Here is an 18,749-nt window from a genome sequence, read left to right as displayed (position 1 = left end):
TTAGCTTCATGGCGATGGTACGATTATTTTTGCGCGCGCTCAAATGAAGACAGGATTTCGTCTTTTGCCGCTTGGGCATCTTCCCAACCGTCTACCTTCACCCATTTGCCGGCTTCTAGCTCTTTGTAGCGCTCGAAGAAGTGCGTGATTTGTGCTTTTAGCAGCTCCGGCAGGTCGTTCACGTCTTTCACGTGATCGTACTCTTTGGTCAGCTTGCTGTGCGGTACCGCGATCACTTTGGCATCTTCACCAGACTCGTCGGTCATTTTGAGCACACCAACAGGGCGACAGCGGATCACTGAGCCGGGTACCAATGGGAATGGGGTTGGAACCAGCACGTCAACTGGGTCGCCGTCCAAAGACAAAGTGTGGTTTACATAGCCATAGTTACATGGATAGAACATAGGCGTTGCCATGAAGCGATCAACGAATACGGCGCCGCTGTCTTTGTCGACTTCGTACTTAATTGGATCGGCGTTGGCAGGAATTTCAATCACCACATAAATATCTTCAGGCAGATCTTTGCCCGCTGGGACCTGGTTCAGGCTCATGGGATGTCCTTTTGTTTATCAAAAAAGTGTGTGCCAATTATAACCACCGAGCGTGAAAATAACAGAGGCGACCGCCGTGGTCGCCTCTTAATCATGATTTGCGGTGAAATCTCACCGTCTTATCGCACTTAGTTATCGTCGTGATCAGGGTAGCGTTCGAGGAATTCACCGACTTTGTCCACCATATTGCTTGAGCCGACAAAGAAAGGCACGCGTTGGTGCAATTCTTTCGGATCGATATCCATGATGCGCTGGGTACCATCGGTCGCTTTACCACCAGCTTGCTCAATAATAAACGCCATGGGGTTGCACTCGTAAAGCAAGCGTAGCTTGCCGTTGGGATATGCAAGTGTGCTGGGGTATAAGTAAATACCGCCTTTTAGCAGGTTGCGGTGAAAGTCCGCGACCAAAGAGCCAATATAGCGTGAGGTGTAGGGACGCTTCTCATTAGGGACGTTTTCTTGACAGTACTTGATATATTTTTTGACGCCTTGTGGGAATTTGATGTAGTTCCCTTCGTTAATCGAGTAGATGTTACCGTCTTGAGGAATGGTCATGTTTTCATGCGACAAGCAGAATAGCCCAAGCGACGGGTCATAGGTAAAACCGTGCACGCCATCGCCTGTGGTGTAAACCAACATGGTTGATGAGCCGTAAATGACGTAACCGGCAGCCACTTGGCGGTGGCCGGGCTGTAAGAAGTCTTCCTCGGTGGGGGGAGTACCCACCGGCGATACGCGGTGGTAGATAGAGAAAATGGTGCCAACAGACACATTCACATCAATGTTAGAGGAGCCATCCAGTGGATCGATGAGGACCACATACTTGGCATTGCGGTTGAGTTGCTTGTTGAAAATAACCGCTTCGTCTTCTTCTTCACTGGCGACACCACAAACGTGGTCGCGGGCTTCCATGGCGGCTTTAAACTTTTCGTTGGCGTAGACATCGAGCTTTTGCTGCTCTTCGCCTTGTGCGTTTTCTGTGCCAATCGCGCCGGCAATATCGACCAGACCGGCTTTGTTGACTTCACGGTTAACAATTTTGGCGGCCAGACGGATGGAGGCGAGAAGAGAAGATAAATCACCGCTGGCGTGCGGGAAGGCGTGCTGTTTCTCAACAATATACTCGCCGAGTGTCTTAATGTCGGGCATTCTCAATCCTTAATGATGATGAACTTTCTTTCTGATGCAATCGGATACATGGGCAGTCAGCTGCCTCTTAAAATCACGGATATTCTAGCGCCAGCGACTTTTTAATCGTACTGAAGAAATACATAGAGCAAGGGAAGTGTGATCGCCACATAAAAACCATGTCAGATGTACGCAAGCGATAAGACCCAAGCGCCAATCCAAGGCATAATGACAGCCTTATGCCGGATGGCTGAGTAACCAATACAACACAGTGAACGCTATGCATATTCATATTCTCGGCATCTGCGGCACCTTTATGGGTGGCGCCGCGATGCTCGCAAAACAATTGGGGCACAGGGTGACCGGCTCTGATAGCCATGTTTACCCCCCGATGAGCACGTTGCTCGAATCTCAGGGTATTGAGATTATCGAAGGTTATGATCCGGCTCAGCTTGCTCCCGCTCCGGACCTTGTGGTGATTGGTAATGCAATGAGTCGTGGCAATCCCTGTGTTGAGGCGGTACTAAACCAAGGCTTACCGTATACGTCAGGCCCGCAATGGTTGCATGATTTCTTATTACGAGACCGCTGGGTGCTGGCGGTTTCTGGCACACATGGTAAAACCACTACCGCTAGCATGTTGGCATGGATCTTAGAAGATTGTGGCTACGCGCCCGGTTTCTTGATTGGCGGTGTTGCAGGGAATTTTAATGGCTCGGCACGATTGGGCGATAGCCCATTTTTTGTGGTAGAAGCCGATGAATATGACAGCGCGTTTTTTGATAAACGCTCCAAGTTTGTTCATTACCAACCGAAAACCTTGGTGATCAACAACCTTGAGTTCGACCATGCCGACATATTTGATGATTTGGCCGCGATTCAAAAGCAATTCCACCATGTGGTGCGAACTGTGCCGGGGATTGGGCAAATCATTGCGCCCTCGGACGATGCCAATGTCGCAGAGACGCTTGCCATGGGGTGCTGGAGTGAATGCGTCTATGCAGGACCAGATGGACAATGGCAGACGGTGAAAAAAGATCCAGCCGGCAGTCATTTTTCGGTGTATTTTGCCAGCGAGCATGTTGGGGACGTGAACTGGGACTTGGTTGGCGATCATAATGTGCGTAATGCGTTAATGGCCATTGCGGCAGCGCGTCATGTGGGCGTGACGCCTGACTTAGCCTGCCAGTCGCTCGAGACCTTTATCAATACCAAGCGACGCCTAGAGTGGCGCGGCGAGCAAGCCGGTGTCACTGTGTATGATGACTTTGCTCATCACCCGACGGCGATTCGACTGACCCTTGAGGGGTTACGTGCGAAAGTCGGTAATGGCCGTATTCTGGCGGTGTTAGAGCCTCGTTCCAATACCATGAAGCAAGGGGTTCACAAAGACACCTTGGCGGCGTCATTGGCTCGTGCTGACCAAGTGTTCTTGTTCCAACCCCAAGGGCTGGATTGGTCGCTTGAAGCGGTGGTCGATAGCTGCGAGCAGCCGGCGCATATTCATGCCGATATTGATGGGTTGGTAACCGCTTTATGTGAGCAAGCCCAAGCAGGCGATACCGTGTTGGTGATGAGTAATGGTGGCTTTGGTGGTATTCACGACAAGCTGCTTAACGCGCTCGGCGATAAAGGGGAAAAGCATGGCGGATAAACGCATCACTCTGGCATGGACAGGTGCATCTGGCGCGCCATACGGGCTACGTTTGCTCGAATGCCTACTTGCACAGGATTATCAGGTTTTCTTATTGATCTCATCGGCAGCACGTGTGGTGTTAGCCACCGAACATGGCCTGAAATTGCCTGCCGGGCCTGACGCGGCCAAAAAGGTATTGGTGGAACATTTACAGTGCAACACGGATAAGCTAGTGGTGTGTGGCAAAGAGGATTGGTTTTCGCCAGTTGCCTCAGGGTCAGCGGCACCGAAGCAAATGGTGGTATGCCCTTGCTCCGCCGGTTCATTGGCGTCGATTGCGCATGGCTTGTCCGATAACTTGATTGAACGGGCGGCGGATGTGGTGCTCAAAGAGCGCGGACAACTTCTGTTGGTGGTGCGTGAGACGCCATTTTCGACCTTGCATCTTGAGAACATGCACAAGCTGTCGCAAATGGGGGTGACGATTATGCCAGCTGCGCCGGGTTTTTATCATCAACCCCAGTCAATAGACGATCTCGTCGACTTTATGGTGGCGCGTATTTTGGATCATATCGGCGCAGAGCAACAGCTGGTACCACGTTGGGGCTATGATCAACGCGAACGATGAACGGCGCTCAGGCAAGCGCAGGCATGCCTGAGCACTATACACTAAGGTTTGAGTACCATCACGTGCACTGTCGCCCCTTCGAGCACTTTGGCGGCGACGGAGCCGAGCATCATCTTATTGACGCGTGAACGTTTGTGGCTTGGCATCACGATGAGATCGCAGCCAATACGCTCGGCGGTTTTAATGATCCCCTTGTAAGGCTTTCCTTCCGCGATCGACACCTCACAGGCGATGGTTTTTGGCACGTATTTATCCGCAAAGCCTTGTAAGTTTCGCTTCATATCGCGTTTCATTTTGTTGGCGGCGTCTTCCGGGAAATAAGAGGCCACCATCGAATTATGAATGCCCGGCAGTACAGTCAGTAGGTGTATTTTTGCGCCAGATTGGCTGGCCAGCCAGACGGCATGATCGACGGCCTTGTCAGCAAAGCTCTCATCATTGAGGTCAACCGGAACCAAGATGTGTTTATACATAGCGATATCCTTTACGGTCTAAAAAAGAAAAGGGCACGCGGTAAAACACGTGCCCTTAACACTAGGCTTGACGAATGCGACGGCGTTGATTCCAGCCGAGTAATGCCAAGAGCAACAAAGTTGGCACGAAGACCCATTCTTTCCATGGGCGGACATTGTCGACAGTCACGGCTTTGATTTGCCAATCAAAATCGATACCTGCTTTGTCTGCATCACTGCCAAACTGAATCATATCTACCAAAAGTTTGCCATCTTCTTCACGGAGCATGAGGCCTGTGTCACTGACGCGTGCTTCGCCGCTTTCCAAGCTGTGATCGATGGGGAGCACGACATGTTTCGCTATCTGCTCTCCAAAGAAGTTTTCCCCTTCCACTTCAAGCTGTAACGGCTCGCCTTCAGGCAAGGTGCCTGCGATACGCACTAATTCAGTGCCCGGATAGCTGGTGGTCGGTGGGTATACTTCGTCCCACCAAAAGCCAGGACGGAAGAGCGAGAAGGTGATCACTAGAAGCAGTGCGGTTTCCCACCATTTATTCTTAGTGAGCCACCACCCTTGTGTTGCGGCGGAAAAAGCCAGCATTGCGATGGTTGCCGACACCACGGTTAAGATCAGGTGAATAGGGCCCTCTAGGTCTAGCAACAACAACTGGGTGTTGAAGATAAACATAAACGGCAGGATGGCGGTACGGATGTCGTAGGTAAAGCCCTGCACACCGGTACGTATCGGATCGGATTTAGCAATGGCCGCCGCGGCAAAGGCAGCCAAGCCGACCGGTGGCGTGTCATCGGCAAGGATACCAAAGTAGAACACGAACAAGTGTACCGCGATCAAGGGAATGATCAGCCCTTGTTGTGCGCCTAAGGTAACAATCACGGGCGCCATCAGCGTGGAGACCACGATATAGTTGGCGGTAGTCGGTAGGCCCATCCCCAATAGCAAGCTGATGACCGCGGTAAACAGCAGCATCAAGAAGATGTTGCCGCCGGAGATAAACTCGACAAAGTCCGTCATCACTAGACCGATGCCTGTGAGGGTGACGGTACCCACCACAATCCCCGCAGCTGCGGTGGCAACACCGATACCAATCATGTTACGCGCACCGGTCACAAAGGCTTCGGCCAGATCGACCACACCGTCGCGGATTTCTTCTTTAAAGTTGGTCCGTTGATTGAAGTAAGCAATCAGCGGGCGCTGGGTGAGAATGATAAAGATCATAAACACTGTCGCCCAAAATGCGGACAGACCCGGTGAGAAGCGCTCGACGGTCAAACACCAGACTAATACGCCAATGGGCAACAAATAGTACAAGCCAGAACGTACGGTTGGGCCTGGCTCCGGCACTTCGGACAAATCGGCGGCAGCAGGGTCTTCTGCCGCTTCGGATTTGTACTGAGCGGAATAGCGCACCAACAGCACATAAGCGATTAGTGTCAGCAGGCCAATGATAACGGTTGCCATGGCACCGAACACATCTTTGGTCCAACCGATACCGTAATAGACCGCAGCGCTGAGGACCAGTAAGCCCACAAACACGGTCATAAATGAGAACAGTTTTTGTAGCAAGGTGCTGGTGTGGCGGCGCGGTAGGCCCTGCATCCCAGCCTTACACGCTTCTAAGTGCACGATGTAAATTAGGGCAATGTAAGAGATCAGTGCAGGAAGCAGTGCGGCTTTAATCACCTCGACGTAGGAAATCCCCACGTATTCCACCATCAAGAATGCTGCTGCTCCCATAATGGGTGGGGTGAGCTGGCCATTGGTCGAGGCGGCTACCTCAACCGCGCCGGCTTTATGGCTCGGGAAACCCACACGTTTCATCAAGGGAATGGTAAAGGTCCCGGTAGTCACTACGTTGGCAATTGATGAACCCGAGACTAAACCGGACAGGCCGGACGCGACCACTGCGGCTTTGGCGGGGCCACCGCGCATGTGACCGAGTAGTGAGAAGGCTACTTTAATGAAGTAGCCGCCAGCACCTGCACGATCGAGTAATGCCCCGAATAGGACAAACAGGAATACAAACGAGGTAGAGACGCCCAGCGCCACCCCGAAAACCCCTTCGGTGGTGAGCCACAGATGCGACATGGCTTTATTTAAGCTCGCCCCTTTGTGTGCGATCACATCCGGCATATAGGGACCGGCGAAGGTGTAGAGCAAGAATACACCGGCGACCACCATCAATGGCGGGCCAAGTGCACGGCGGGTCGCCTCAAGCATCAACACCATACCAATGGCAGCGACCGTGATATCCACGTCGGTATAAGCGCCGGCGCGTCCAGCTAGATCGTTATAAAATAAGAATAAATACCCTGCGGCAAAGCTTCCCGCTAAGGCGAATACCCAGTCGAGTAGGGGGATACGATCGCGGGGAGAGGTTTTTAATGCAGGATAAGCGGTGTAGGCCAAGAACATCGCGAAAGCGAGGTGGATGGCGCGTGCTTCGGTGTTATTGAGGACACCAAAATCGAGTATAAAGGGGAGGGGTGAGGCATACCATAGCTGAAACAGTGACCAGAAAAGAGGTACCAGCCATAAAATGCGTCCCGGCAGTCCATGAGGTGAGCGCGCACCTGTATCCGCTTGCGCGACCATGTCTTGCACATCAGGAGACGATTGACTTGTCTTCGTCATGCAGTTTGTCCTTATTATCATTTGCACCGCGAGAGCGGCAGCAATGTCCCGAGAAAAGGGTACTCTTTGTCACAAAGCATAGCCTGTAGACAATGACATCAGTGTCAACGATGAGTACCTAACCGTTAATTATAATGGGCCGATGGGTGGCCAATGCGTTAATCGTTTGTTGGCGGTCAAACGCCGATAGTAACAGAGCGATAAAGAAAAATTAAAAGGATGTTATCGCTTTTGTGTGAAAAGGTGTGTAGCAAAGAGGGGAAAAGATAGACAGGCAGCGGAACCACGCTGCCTGATAAAAAGATTAGTAGTGGTATTCAAACAGGTCACAGACGGCTTCAAAAAGTGCCTCTGTGGTGGTGCCACGGGTTGGTGTGATAAAGATGGTGTCATCCCCAGCGACGGCGCCCAAAATCCCTTCTGCCTTGCCAAGAGAGTCCAGTAAACGGGCAATTAATTGTGCCGCGCCTGGACCAGTGTGAATGACGACAACCGCTTCGTTATAGTCGATTTCCATCACCAGCTCGCGCAATGCGCTGCCCGTGGTCGGCACGCCCAATTCGATAGGAAGGCAGTACACCATCTCCATCTTGGCATTTCGGGTACGTACAGCGCCGAACTTGGTCAACATGCGCGACACTTTCGACTGGTTAATGCCCTCAAATCCTTGAGCACGTAAGGCTTCCACGATCTCGCCCTGAGAACTGAACTTTTCTTCTTTGAGGATGGCTTTAAACGCCCGAACCAATTGGTCTTGTTTTTCTGAGTTACGCATGACGGCTGACTCGCAATGACAAACGAGTGGCTATTTTGCATATACATTCACCGAAGGGCAATTGCTGACCCCACAAATTGGCGACAGCATCACTGTTCCTAACTCGATTCACGCGATTTCAACGCAGCAAAAAGAAAAATGAGAGCTTTGGCTGATCATCACCGCTTGACGCTTGAGTGCACGCATAGGCGGGCATATGATGAGCCCACAGTTCGCACCATTACGTGGCGATTTGTGCCCGAACAGAAGCCGGACCGGATCCGGACTATAAGAAATATCGAAAGGAGAACGACATGAAAGTTGCTGTGATTGGCGCCGCGGGAGGCATTGGTCAGGCGTTAGCCCTACTGCTAAAAAATAACCTGCCAGCGGGTTCCGACTTGGCTCTGTACGATATCGCACCGGTTACCCCTGGGGTAGCTGTGGATTTAAGCCATATCCCAACCCCGGTTTCTATTAAAGGCTACAGCGGTGAAGACCCAACCCCAGCGCTGGAAGGCGCGGACGTGGTCTTGATTTCTGCTGGCGTCGCCCGTAAGCCAGGCATGGACCGCTCAGATCTGTTCAACGTAAACGCCGGTATTGTTAAGTCCTTGGCGGAAAAAATTGCCGATGTTTGCCCGAAAGCGTGTGTCGGTATTATCACCAACCCAGTGAACACGACAGTGGCGATTGCAGCGGATGTCCTCAAAGCCAAAGGCGTCTACGATAAAAACAAATTGTTCGGCGTCACCACCTTGGATGTGATTCGCTCTGAAACCTTTATTGGTGAGCTAAAAGGCATGGATCCTCGTGAGGTTTCCATTCCGGTGATCGGCGGTCACTCAGGCGTTACCATTTTGCCTTTGCTGTCTCAGGTGAAAGGAGTGAGCTTTACTGACGAAGAAGTCGCAGCACTTACGCCACGTATCCAAAATGCGGGCACGGAAGTTGTCGAAGCCAAAGCAGGTGGCGGCTCTGCGACCTTGTCGATGGGGCAAGCAGCGTGCCGTTTCGGCCTATCTCTAGTGCGCGCGCTACAAGGTGAGTCAAATGTAGTGGAGTGTGCCTACGTGGAAGGCGATGGTCAGCACGCGCGCTTCTTTGCCCAACCGGTGCGGCTGGGTAAAAACGGTGTGGAAGAAATCTTGAGCATCGGTGAGCTGAGCGCGTTTGAGCAAAAAGCTATGGACGATATGCTCGACACCTTGCGTAAAGACATTCAAATGGGTGAAGAATTCGCGGCGAAATAGCCCCTTCATCGATGAAAAAACGGCGCGATATGCGCCGTTTTTTATGCTTGCTTGTCGCTAAATAGCGATAGACGCTTGTGGTTACTTATTCCGGTTAACCGCCAATTTTGCCAACGCGACTAAGGCGGCCTTGTAATCCGAATCCGCTAAACCATCTAGGGCGCGAATCGCCTTTTCTGATTCTTGCTCTGCACGCTCACGGGTATAGGACAAGGAGCCACATTGGTCCATGCAGGCCAAAATCGTCTCGAGTTTGTCCCGTCCATTCCCTTTCTCAATGGCTTCGCGGATCATAGCCGATTGATGCTCAGTGCCGTGTTGCATCGCATGCAGCAGGGGGAGCGTCGGTTTCCCTTCGGCTAGATCATCGCCGGCATGCTTGCCCATTTCGTCATCCGCGCTGGTGTAGTCCATGACATCATCAATCAGCTGAAACGCCGTTCCCAAATAGCGGCCATAATCTTGGAAGGCTTTTTCTGTCTCTGGATCCGCGTCGTTGAGAATGGCCCCGACCTGGGTCGCTGCCTCAAAAAGACGTGCGGTTTTAGAGTAGATCACCTGCATGTAGCTCGCTTCGGTGGTATTCGGGTCGTTACAGTTCATTAACTGCAGCACTTCCCCTTCGGCAATCACATTGGTGGCCTCACTCATCAGATCCAATATCTTCAATGAGCGCAAACTGGTCATCATTTGGAATGAGCGGGTGTAGATGTAGTCGCCGACCAGCACACTGGCGGCATTACCGAACATGGCATTGGCCGTTGCATTGCCACGGCGCAAATCCGATTCATCGACCACATCATCATGAAGCAAGGTAGCGGTATGAATAAACTCAATAAACGCGGCCGCTGTGGTGTGTTTTTCACCTTGATACCCAAGGGCTCTCGCCGCAAGAACCGCCAACATAGGGCGTAAGCGCTTACCCCCGCTGTTTACGATGTAAAAGCCAAGTTGGTTAATAAGCGCGACGTCAGAATTGAGTTGAGCCAGTATTTTTTGATCGACCTGCGCCATGTCATCACTGATCAAGGCTTGGATTGATTTGAAATCCATGAATAAAATCCGGGCTTTGTCCTAGTTGCTTGCTTGCCGCCACAAAACTGCACGTTTCTACGACGTGATGGATGAAAGACGCATGACGTATCAGCGTTGGCGTGCTTTCAGGGTCAGTATCGGCGTTAGCGCGGGTGTTTAAGGTATCAATGGTACACCAAATCACGTGCGACGAGATAGCTCTCAGGCCTGCAAAAAGTGTGGGAATCTATGCTGAGCAGCTTTTCACCAATTTTCTTGCGATCCCCTCTTGCCTCAAATCAATTTCTACCGTAGAATTCGCGCCCTATTGATGAATTATATGCGCACCCCTTACTGCTCAAATATTAAACGCAGTAGGCCGTGCGGAAATGCGGAGTAAACCATGTACGCAGTTTTCCAAAGTGGTGGTAAGCAACACCGAGTAAGCGAAGGCCAGACTATTCGCTTGGAAAAGCTAGACGTTGAAACTGGCGAAAGTGTTGAATTTGACAACGTGCTGCTAGTAGCAAACGGCGAAGACGTTAAAGTTGGCGCGCCATTTGTTAGTGGCGGTAAAGTAACAGCGGAAGTTGTTACCCACGGTCGTGGCGATAAAGTGAAAGTCGTCAAATTCCGTCGTCGTAAACATTCTCGCAAGCAAATGGGCCACCGTCAGTGGTTCACTGAAGTGAAAATCACTGGCATCAGCGCTTAAGAGTTAGGAGAGAGAAGAGATGGCACACAAAAAAGCTGGCGGTTCTACTAAAAACGGCCGCGATTCAGAAAGTAAACGTCTAGGTGTTAAGCGTTTCGGTGGTGAGTCTGTTCTAGCAGGTAACATCATCGTGCGTCAGCGTGGTACTAAATTCCACGCAGGTACTAACGTAGGTTGCGGTAAAGACCACACTCTATTCGCTTTGACCGACGGTAAAGTGAAGTTCGAGACTAAAGGTCCTCAGAACCGTAAATTCGTTACTATCGAAGCTGAATAAGTTTCAACGCCAAGCGAATTTTGAAGCCCTGCCACTTGGCGGGGCTTTTTATTGTGTCTGGTGATCCCTCGTCGAGCCGCCGCCAATCCACGGTAAGCAGAAAGTCAGCCAAGGCTGAAAATTGATCCTAAGATCGATAAGATCGCCACACACCAATCTGGGATAAGGCTAGCAGTCCGGGAACGAGATGTTTCTGGCCGCTGGTGCGGAGAAGTTAGCATGAAGTTTGTAGATGAAGCGATAATTCGCGTAGACGCGGGTGACGGCGGCAATGGTACCGTCAGCTTCCGACGTGAAAAGTATGTGCCCAAAGGGGGCCCAGATGGCGGCGACGGTGGCGATGGCGGTGATGTATACCTGCTCGCCGACGAGAACCTTAACACCCTGATTGATTACCAATTCGAGCGCTTTCATGCCGCAGGGCGTGGTGAAAATGGTCGCGGTGGTAACTGTACCGGCAAACGCGGTGATGATTTGGTGCTGAATGTGCCTGTTGGTACCCGTGCTGTCGATGAAGATACCGGTGAAGTGATTGCCGATTTGACCCAACATGGCATGAAAGTCATGGTGGCAAAAGGCGGCTTCCATGGGTTGGGTAATACCCGATTCAAATCATCCGTCAACCGCGCGCCACGCCAAAAAACCATGGGGACTAAAGGGGAAGTCCGTCAGCTGCGCCTAGAGCTGTTGCTCCTCGCCGATGTGGGCATGTTAGGCTTGCCGAATGCGGGTAAATCAACCTTTATTCGCGCGGTGTCGGCCGCTAAGCCAAAGGTCGCTGATTACCCCTTTACCACCTTGGTGCCAAGCCTTGGCGTGGTCCGTGTCGCTGCCGATAAAAGCTTTGTCGTGGCGGATATTCCGGGCCTGATTGAAGGGGCTGCCGATGGCGCGGGACTGGGTATTCGCTTCTTGAAACACCTTGAGCGCTGCCGTGTCCTGTTGCACATGATTGATCTGATGCCTGTGGATGGTACCGATCCGGTCGACAACGCGTTTACCATCATTGATGAGTTAAACCAATACAGTGAGAAGCTGGCAGATAAGCCGCGTTGGTTGGTCTTTAACAAAGTCGACCTCATGCCAGAAGAGCAGGCGCAAGAGCAAATCGATCGTGTGTTAGAGGCGCTCGCGTGGGATGATAAATATTACGCGATCTCTGCGATCAACAAGGCGAACGTCCAGCCACTGATTTACGATCTGATGGGCTTTATTGATACCTTACCGGCACCGACGCCAGAGGTTGAACCAGAGGATGAAACGGTGGCCTTCAAGTGGGATGATTACCACGAGAAGAAACTCAATCAATCGGACGATGACGATGATGATTGGGACGATTGGGATGAAGACGACTACGACGTCGAAATCATCTACAAGCCTTAATCTGACAACCGCTGCTCACGAGCAGCGGTTTTTTTATGCCTATCGTCGCCATGTTTGATCGCCGCTGTATTGGCTGAGCGCAGAAAAAGGTACGCTGCCCAATTCCGACAAGGAAATCGGAGGTGTTTTATTTGCATCAAAGATTTTAAGCAGTTATTCATCAATACTGCGACAGTAGATAAAGGCGAGAGGGATAGCGGGTGACGAGACGGTTAACCGAACCAGAACAGCGTGCGATTTCACGTTTGGTCATAGAAGTCGGGCAGCGACTTTTGCAACATGGTGCAGAGAGTAAACTGGTGAGCGATGTTAGCATTCGCTTGGGCAAAGCGTTGGGGCTAGACAGTGTCGAGCTCGCGCTATCAGCCAGTTCATTGGTGGTCACCACCTTGAACCGCGGCCATTGCATTACCACTGCGAGACAGTGCCCCGACCGCGGGATCAATATGCAGGTGGTAACGGATATTCAGCGCACGGTGATCCTTGCGGAAAAGGGCATTCTCGACGCGCCAGCGGTGCGTAAGCGTCTCACCCGCATCAAGCCTCATCGTTATCCTCCTTGGCTAGTGGTGGGCATGATAGGGCTTTCCTGTGCCGCGTTTAGCCGGTTGGCCGGTGGTGATGCGGTTATCTTTGCCTTAACCTTTGTCGCATCGGCGTGCGGCATGCGTGTGCGCCAACTACTTGCCCACCGTCAGTTTAATCCTTTGCTCACGTTTGCGCTTACCGCCATGGTGACCACCTTAATTTCAAGCGTGGGGACGGTGATGAATTGGGGCAATGAACCTTTTCTGATCATGGCATCGTCGGTGTTGATGTTGGTACCGGGTTATCCGCTCATTAACGCGGTCTCTGACATGGTGAAAGGGTTTGTCGATATGGGGATTGCACGCTGGACCATGGCGTCGTTACTGACCCTCGCCACCGCGCTCGGCATTGTCGGGGCGATGAATCTTGTCGGTGCATGGGGGTGGTTATGAGTTTGCTGCTTGCCCTATTGGAAGATATGTTTTTTGCCATGATCCCCGCAGTGGGGTTTGCCTTGGTCTTCAATGTGCCAGCCAAGGCGCTCAAATACTGCGCTTACGGCGGGGCGATTGGTCATGGGCTAAGGTTTGTGTTGATGGAGTCGGGTATGGCTATCGAGTGGGCGACGCTCGCGGGCGCCACCACCATCGGGTTTTTAGGGGTGTATTGGTCTCAGCGCTTTCTGGCCCATCCTAAGGTATTTACCGTCGCCGCCATCATTCCCATGATCCCCGGCGTTTACGCGTTTAAAGCGATGATCGCCTTGGTGACTATCAATAACCAAGGATACACGCCGGCCTTGTGGGCCAGTTTGATGGAGAATTTGATTAGCGCTGGGTTTATCTTGGCCGCATTAGCCATTGGTCTTGCGATGCCGGGGTTATTATTTTATCGTCGCCGACCAGTGATTTAATTCAATGAGGCCAGCGTAATGCGAGTCAGCTTAATTGCCGCAATGGCAAAAGACCGAGTAATTGGAAAAGATAACCAGATGCCTTGGCATTTGCCGGCTGATTTAGCGTGGTTTAAGCGCACCACCCTAGGGCATCCTGTGGTGATGGGGCGTAAAACCTTTGAGTCGATTGGCCGCCCTTTACCAAAGCGTACCAATATTGTGATCAGCCGCGATCCTGACTATCAACCAGACGGCGTGACCGTGGTCGCTTCACCTGAGCAGGCGCTGGCCGCGGTGGGCGATGTGGCTGAGGTGATGGTGATTGGCGGTGGGACCATTTATGACGCGTTTTTACCGCGCGCGGATCGCTTGTATCTCACCTTTATCGACACCCATGTTGAAGGCGATACTCGTTTCCCCGATTGGGGTGAAGGGTGGACGCAAGTGGCCAGTGAAACTCATGCACCGGACGAGAAAAACGCCTACCCACTGACTTTTACGGTTTGGGAGCGTGGTTAAGCACCGTTATTGAGCGCTGGTTGGGTAAAGCAAACCTTGTCTTCCCAACGCAGCAAGGTTAACTCACCGCCCCAAACACAGCCTGTATCCAGCCCGTATAAGCCGGGCTGGATGGTTCCCCCTAAAGCCGCCCAATGGCCAAACACAATCGCGTATCCCAGTGGTTGTTGGCGCGCCACCTCAAACCAAGGGATGAGACCAGTATCTGCCGCTTTCGCGGGAGGTAGCTTGCATTGCATATCGAGGCGACCATCGGGCCAGCAAAATCGCATCCGGGTCAAACTATTAATGATATAGCGGTAGCGAGGCAGGCCTTCCAGCGTATCCTCCCAGTGATCGGGTTGATCCGCATACATATGTCGTAATAACCACGCTTGCTCATTGCTGTGCAGTATGGCTTCGACTTCACGCGCGCAGGCGACAGCCGTCGCTTTATCCCATTGTGGGCTAATCCCCGCGTGGGTCAGCAAAAAGCCACCGTCGTCTCGCGCTGATTCGTCGATTAACAGAGGCTGAGCCGCTAACCATTGAAGCAATGTTTCTCGGTCTGGCGCGTCGAGGATCGGCTGGGTACGGTCTTTTGGCTTGGCCGGTTTAATCCCGTGTGCAACGGCTAATAGATGCAGGTCGTGGTTGCCAAGGACTATCTTGGCTGACGCGCCGAGCCCATGAAGATAGCGCAACACGGATAAGGAGTCCGGCCCGCGAGCGACCAAATCACCCGCGACATAGAGGGTATCGTGAGCGGGGGAGAAATCAACGCGCGCCAACAGCGCGCGTAGTTCTTGGTAACAACCTTGAATATCCCCGATAAGATAGGTAGCCATGTGTGGCCTCCTTGAGGGACGTTAGTGAAGAATGTTAGGGAGCGCGAGGCGGAACGGCTCAATTTCCACTTTAAACTGGTTATCGGCTTGATCTTGCATGGTATAGAAACCCTGCATCACGCCCACAGGCGTTTCAATGATGGTGCCACTGGTATAGGTATACTTTTCTCCCGCGGCAATACTGGGTTGCTCTCCCACCACGCCTTCGCCCTCAATCTCGAGCTCTTTACCGTTGGCATCTGTGATTAACCACTTGCGTCGCATCAACTGTGCGGGCGCATCACCTTGGTTTTTAATGGTGACGGTGTAAGAAAACACAAAGCGCTCGTTGTCCGGTTCGGATTGATCTTCGACGTATTGGGTCGCGATATTAATCTCGAATTGCGGGTTATCGGTGGCTTGCAAGTCAAGGCTCCTGTTTATTGTTGATGGTTGGCGTCCAGCCAGTTTGCCAAGTTGACAAACTGCGCCAGCGTCAAATGCTCCGGTCGCAAACTAGGGTCAATACCGAGCTCAGTCAGTGTGTCCACACTCACCAAGGATTTGAAACCGTTACGTATGGTTTTACGGCGTTGGTTGAAGCCCTCACGACAAACGCGCTCTAACCATTGCATGCTCGTTGCAGGGTGCGGCAACGTTTTGTGTGGGATGAGGCGAACCACAGCCGAGTCCACTTTAGGCGCAGGTTTAAACGCGCTGGGTGGGACTTCTAGTACCGGAATGACCTGACAGTAATATTGCGCCATAACGGTCAATCGACCGTACGCTTTGGTTCCTGGACCCGCCGCCAAGCGGTTTACCACTTCCTTTTGCAACATAAAGTGCATGTCTTGCACATGGCCTGCAAATGAAAACAGATGGAACATCAAAGGGGTTGATACGTTATAAGGCAGATTACCGAAAATCCGCAAAGGCCCTTGCTTGGCAAGCTCGGCAAAATCAAACTGCATCGCATCCGCTTCGTGAACGGTTAACTTGCTGGCCATAAATGGGTGGCTACGCAGGCGGGCGGCCAGATCACGGTCAAGCTCGACCACGTTTAAATGATCCACTTGCTCAGTGACAGGCTCAGTCAACGCGCCCAGTCCCGGACCAATCTCAACCAGATTTTCACCGGATTGCGGATTGATGGCCGAAACAATGCCGTCAATGATGTAAGGGTCGTTTAGGAAGTTTTGTCCGAAACGTTTTCTGGCGCGGTGGCCTTGGTGGACTTTATCGCTCATGCTTTGCTATCTACTAATTCAATGGCGTGGGAGATGGCCGTCCGCAGGCTTCCTGTATCCGCCGTACCAGTACCTGCTAAATCCAGTGCGGTACCATGATCTACTGATGTTCTGATAAAAGGGAGACCCAAGGTGATATTCACTGAGCGCCCAAATCCTTTGAATTTTAACACAGGTAAGCCTTGGTCGTGATACATCGCCAGTACAGCATCGGCATCTTGCAGATATTTCTCTTGGAAAAGCGTATCAGCAGGGAGCGGTCCGACCAAGTCCATCCCTTGCTCGCGTAACTCGTCGAGCGCAGGTTCAATGATGTCAATTTCTTCGCGACCAAGACAGCCGTCTTCCCCAGCGTGCGGGTTGAGACCACAGATATAAATACGCGGCTGCTTGATGGCGAATTTCTCTTGCAAGTCTTGATGCAAAATCGCAATCACGTCATGCAGGCGCTCTCGGGTGATCGCTTTGGCGACGTAGGCGAGTGGGATATGGGTAGTCACGAGTGCGACACGCAAGCCTTCAGTGGCCAGCATCATCACGACCTGATTGACGTTCGCGTGTTGAGCAAAAAACTCAGTATGACCGCTAAATGAAACACCAGCACGGTTGATAATGCCTTTGTGAACGGGGCCAGTGACAATGGCAGCAAATTCACCGTTGAGATTTCCTTCAGCGGCGCGTGTCAGTGTTTCAAGCACGTAGCGGCCATTGGCTTCATCTAAGTTGCCCGCTACCACAGGCGCGCCGAGCGGTATATCTTCGACAATCAGCGTACCGGCTTGGTGTGGCGTGGCTGGCTGCGTGGCGTCGTAGTGCTCAAGCGTCACTGATAGACCAAGTGTCTTGGCGCGTGCTGCCAACATGTCTCGATTGGCCACCACCACCAGTTGGTGTGGCCAAGGATGTTGTGCCATCGCTAAAATTAAATCAGGGCCAATCCCCGCAGGCTCTCCCGGAGTGATGGCAATACGCTTAACGGTCATCGCCGAGTACCTCAACGTACGCACCGGCGCGTAACTCTTGCAACCATGCTTGTGCTTCTTCGTTAAACTTGCGGTTAAACAGCATACGATAGGCTCGGTTTTTCACCGCTGCATCGGTTTTATCCACTTCGCGACGGTCGGTGACTTCAACAATATGCCAGCCATGTACCGTTTTGAATGGCTCGCTGATCTGGCCTTGTGGAAGGGCATCCACTTTGGCTTTAAAGGCAGGGACATAGACATCTGTGGTTGACCAGCCTAAGTCACCCCCATTGACGGCCGAGCCTGGGTCATCACTGTACTGTTTAGCTAAATCGGCAAAACTCTGATCACCCCGTTTGATCTGGGCGATGATGTCATTCAGCTCTTTTTGCGCACCTTTGTCACTAAGGACGATTGATGGCTTAATCAAAATATGACGCGCTTTAACCTCAGTCACCGCGACGGTCTCGAGTCCTTCTACATCGGTGATTTTAAGAATATGGTAGCCCACACCACTGCGGAAGGGACCAATAATGGCACCTTTCCCTTGGTTACTGATCTGGTCGGCAAAGATGGTCGGCATTTCCTCTAAACGTAGCCAGCCCCAATCTCCCCCGTCGAGCGCTTTCGGCCCTTTCGAGTATGCCATGGCCAAATCGGCAACTTTTCCACCGTGGCGCAGTTTGTCGACAAGCTCAAAAACTTGCTTTTTCACGGCTTCGCGCGTGGCTTTATCCGCGTCATCATCCAGCTTTAGTTGGATGTGAGACAGCTTGTAGCGCACTTTTTGCAGTTGCTGTTCGTTCAGCTGCTTGGCCAAGGATTCGACTTCTTGAGGCAAAATGCTGATCCGACGACGCACTTGGGCATTGCGTGCTTCTGAAATGGTCAGCTCGCGGCGCACTTGTTCGCGGTATTGCGCCCAAGAGGTGCCTTGCGCGCTAACTTGTTTGCGCAGCTCATCGAGGCTCAGCGACTGTTCTTTGGCGATATTAGTAATTGCCTGTTGTAGCTGGCTATCGTCAATTTGAATGCCTAAACGCTTCGCTTCTTGTAATTGCAGCTCTTCGACAATTAAGCGTTCGCGCATTTGCTCTTCCAGCACGGAGGCTGGTGGCAGTTGACGCTCATTTTGTTGTGCGTTCAGCGTCACGGTACGACGCATGGCTTCCATATCACTGTTCAGCACGACCCCGTCGTTAACTACAGCGACCACGCGATCCAGCTCTTTGGGTGCTGCGTGGGAAAAAGGTGTAAGCAACACTAAAACGCCAGTGATGAGGGCGTGACTCCATTTGTTCATGCTTTGTCCACTTCTTTAAAAATCGTTCTACTGTCCAGAC

The 18,749-nt window shown here is 52.0% G+C and carries 20 protein-coding genes; 9 read left to right on the top strand and 11 right to left on the bottom strand.

Annotated features, from left to right (window positions below):
- Positions 1–23: 23 nt before the first annotated feature.
- Positions 24–551 carry an inorganic diphosphatase gene (gene ppa / locus N7E60_RS12470; RefSeq protein ID WP_069589628.1) on the bottom strand — a complete coding sequence of 176 codons (528 nt, stop codon included), beginning with the start codon at positions 549–551 and terminating at the stop codon, positions 24–26.
- Between the two features lie 128 nt (positions 552–679).
- Complete coding sequence (fbp, locus tag N7E60_RS12465; RefSeq protein WP_069589626.1) at positions 680–1,702, bottom strand: class 1 fructose-bisphosphatase; 1,023 nt, start codon at positions 1,700–1,702, stop codon at positions 680–682.
- A gap of 259 nt (positions 1,703–1,961) precedes the next feature.
- Between fbp and mpl the strand changes: the two genes are divergently transcribed.
- Complete coding sequence (gene mpl / locus N7E60_RS12460) at positions 1,962–3,335, top strand: UDP-N-acetylmuramate:L-alanyl-gamma-D-glutamyl-meso-diaminopimelate ligase (protein ID WP_269597633.1); 1,374 nt, start codon at positions 1,962–1,964, stop codon at positions 3,333–3,335.
- A complete protein-coding gene (locus N7E60_RS12455; RefSeq protein WP_069589616.1) occupies positions 3,325–3,945 on the top strand; it encodes a flavin prenyltransferase UbiX in 621 nt (206 codons plus the stop codon). Before mpl ends, N7E60_RS12455 begins: the two co-directional genes overlap by 11 nt.
- A 41-nt stretch (positions 3,946–3,986) precedes the next feature.
- Here N7E60_RS12455 and N7E60_RS12450 read toward each other — a convergent pair whose 3' ends face one another.
- The 3 genes from N7E60_RS12450 to argR form a co-directional block, all read right to left on the bottom strand.
- Entirely contained in the window at positions 3,987–4,418 is a 432-nt protein-coding gene (locus tag N7E60_RS12450) for a universal stress protein (RefSeq protein ID WP_069589614.1), read from the bottom strand.
- 61 nt (positions 4,419–4,479) lie between these two features.
- Complete coding sequence (locus N7E60_RS12445; protein WP_269597632.1) at positions 4,480–7,050, bottom strand: TRAP transporter permease; 2,571 nt, start codon at positions 7,048–7,050, stop codon at positions 4,480–4,482.
- 304 nt (positions 7,051–7,354) lie between these two features.
- Entirely contained in the window at positions 7,355–7,825 is a 471-nt protein-coding gene (gene argR / locus N7E60_RS12440; protein ID WP_069589610.1) for a transcriptional regulator ArgR, read from the bottom strand.
- A 293-nt stretch (positions 7,826–8,118) separates the two neighbouring features.
- On the opposite strand from argR, the gene mdh reads away from it, so the two are divergent.
- Complete coding sequence (gene mdh / locus N7E60_RS12435) at positions 8,119–9,057, top strand: malate dehydrogenase (RefSeq protein ID WP_069589609.1); 939 nt, start codon at positions 8,119–8,121, stop codon at positions 9,055–9,057.
- 81 nt (positions 9,058–9,138) lie between these two features.
- Here mdh and ispB read toward each other — a convergent pair whose 3' ends face one another.
- Entirely contained in the window at positions 9,139–10,110 is a 972-nt protein-coding gene (gene ispB, locus N7E60_RS12430) for an octaprenyl diphosphate synthase (RefSeq protein ID WP_069589608.1), read from the bottom strand.
- Between the two features lie 364 nt (positions 10,111–10,474).
- Between ispB and rplU the strand changes: the two genes are divergently transcribed.
- The 6 genes from rplU to folA all read left to right on the top strand — a co-directional run bounded on the left by rplU (position 10,475) and on the right by folA (position 14,388).
- Positions 10,475–10,786 carry a 50S ribosomal protein L21 gene (gene rplU / locus N7E60_RS12425; protein WP_069589607.1) on the top strand — a complete coding sequence of 104 codons (312 nt, stop codon included), beginning with the start codon at positions 10,475–10,477 and terminating at the stop codon, positions 10,784–10,786.
- 19 nt (positions 10,787–10,805) lie between these two features.
- Positions 10,806–11,063 (top strand): 50S ribosomal protein L27, encoded by a 258-nt coding sequence (gene rpmA, locus N7E60_RS12420; protein WP_069589603.1) that lies wholly within the window; start codon positions 10,806–10,808, stop codon positions 11,061–11,063.
- A 219-nt stretch (positions 11,064–11,282) separates the two neighbouring features.
- A complete protein-coding gene (gene cgtA, locus N7E60_RS12415) occupies positions 11,283–12,446 on the top strand; it encodes an Obg family GTPase CgtA (protein WP_069589601.1) in 1,164 nt (387 codons plus the stop codon).
- A gap of 200 nt (positions 12,447–12,646) precedes the next feature.
- A complete protein-coding gene (locus tag N7E60_RS12410) occupies positions 12,647–13,426 on the top strand; it encodes a threonine/serine exporter family protein (protein WP_069589598.1) in 780 nt (259 codons plus the stop codon).
- Complete coding sequence (locus N7E60_RS12405) at positions 13,423–13,887, top strand: threonine/serine exporter family protein (protein WP_077455813.1); 465 nt, start codon at positions 13,423–13,425, stop codon at positions 13,885–13,887. The genes N7E60_RS12410 and N7E60_RS12405 overlap by 4 nt, the downstream gene beginning before the upstream one ends.
- A gap of 18 nt (positions 13,888–13,905) precedes the next feature.
- The gene (gene folA, locus N7E60_RS12400; RefSeq protein WP_077640573.1) at positions 13,906–14,388 is read left to right on the top strand and encodes a type 3 dihydrofolate reductase; all 483 of its coding nucleotides are present in this window, start codon (positions 13,906–13,908) and stop codon (positions 14,386–14,388) included.
- Here the strand turns inward: folA and apaH are convergent.
- Genes apaH through surA form a run of 5 tightly spaced genes read right to left on the bottom strand, consistent with a single transcriptional unit; the run spans position 14,385 to position 18,709 of the window.
- On the bottom strand, positions 14,385–15,215 hold the full coding sequence (apaH, locus tag N7E60_RS12395) for a bis(5'-nucleosyl)-tetraphosphatase (symmetrical) ApaH (protein ID WP_269597629.1): 831 nt from the start codon (positions 15,213–15,215) through the stop codon (positions 14,385–14,387). The two genes, folA and apaH, sit on opposite strands and share 4 nt — an antisense overlap.
- A 21-nt stretch (positions 15,216–15,236) precedes the next feature.
- Positions 15,237–15,620 carry a Co2+/Mg2+ efflux protein ApaG gene (gene apaG, locus N7E60_RS12390; RefSeq protein WP_069589589.1) on the bottom strand — a complete coding sequence of 128 codons (384 nt, stop codon included), beginning with the start codon at positions 15,618–15,620 and terminating at the stop codon, positions 15,237–15,239.
- 14 nt (positions 15,621–15,634) lie between these two features.
- Complete coding sequence (gene rsmA / locus N7E60_RS12385; protein ID WP_269597625.1) at positions 15,635–16,441, bottom strand: 16S rRNA (adenine(1518)-N(6)/adenine(1519)-N(6))-dimethyltransferase RsmA; 807 nt, start codon at positions 16,439–16,441, stop codon at positions 15,635–15,637.
- Positions 16,438–17,424, bottom strand: coding sequence for a 4-hydroxythreonine-4-phosphate dehydrogenase PdxA (gene pdxA / locus N7E60_RS12380; protein WP_269597623.1), 987 nt, complete (start codon positions 17,422–17,424; stop codon positions 16,438–16,440). Before pdxA ends, rsmA begins: the two co-directional genes overlap by 4 nt.
- Entirely contained in the window at positions 17,414–18,709 is a 1,296-nt protein-coding gene (gene surA / locus N7E60_RS12375) for a peptidylprolyl isomerase SurA (protein ID WP_269597622.1), read from the bottom strand. Before surA ends, pdxA begins: the two co-directional genes overlap by 11 nt.
- Positions 18,710–18,749: the final 40 nt, after the last annotated feature.

It is taken from the genome of Salinivibrio proteolyticus (genome assembly GCF_027286365.1).
GTDB classification, from domain to species: domain Bacteria; phylum Pseudomonadota; class Gammaproteobacteria; order Enterobacterales; family Vibrionaceae; genus Salinivibrio; species Salinivibrio proteolyticus.
The sequence above is the reverse complement of the archived record's forward strand: the minus strand, read 5'-3'. Positions and strand labels throughout refer to the sequence as shown.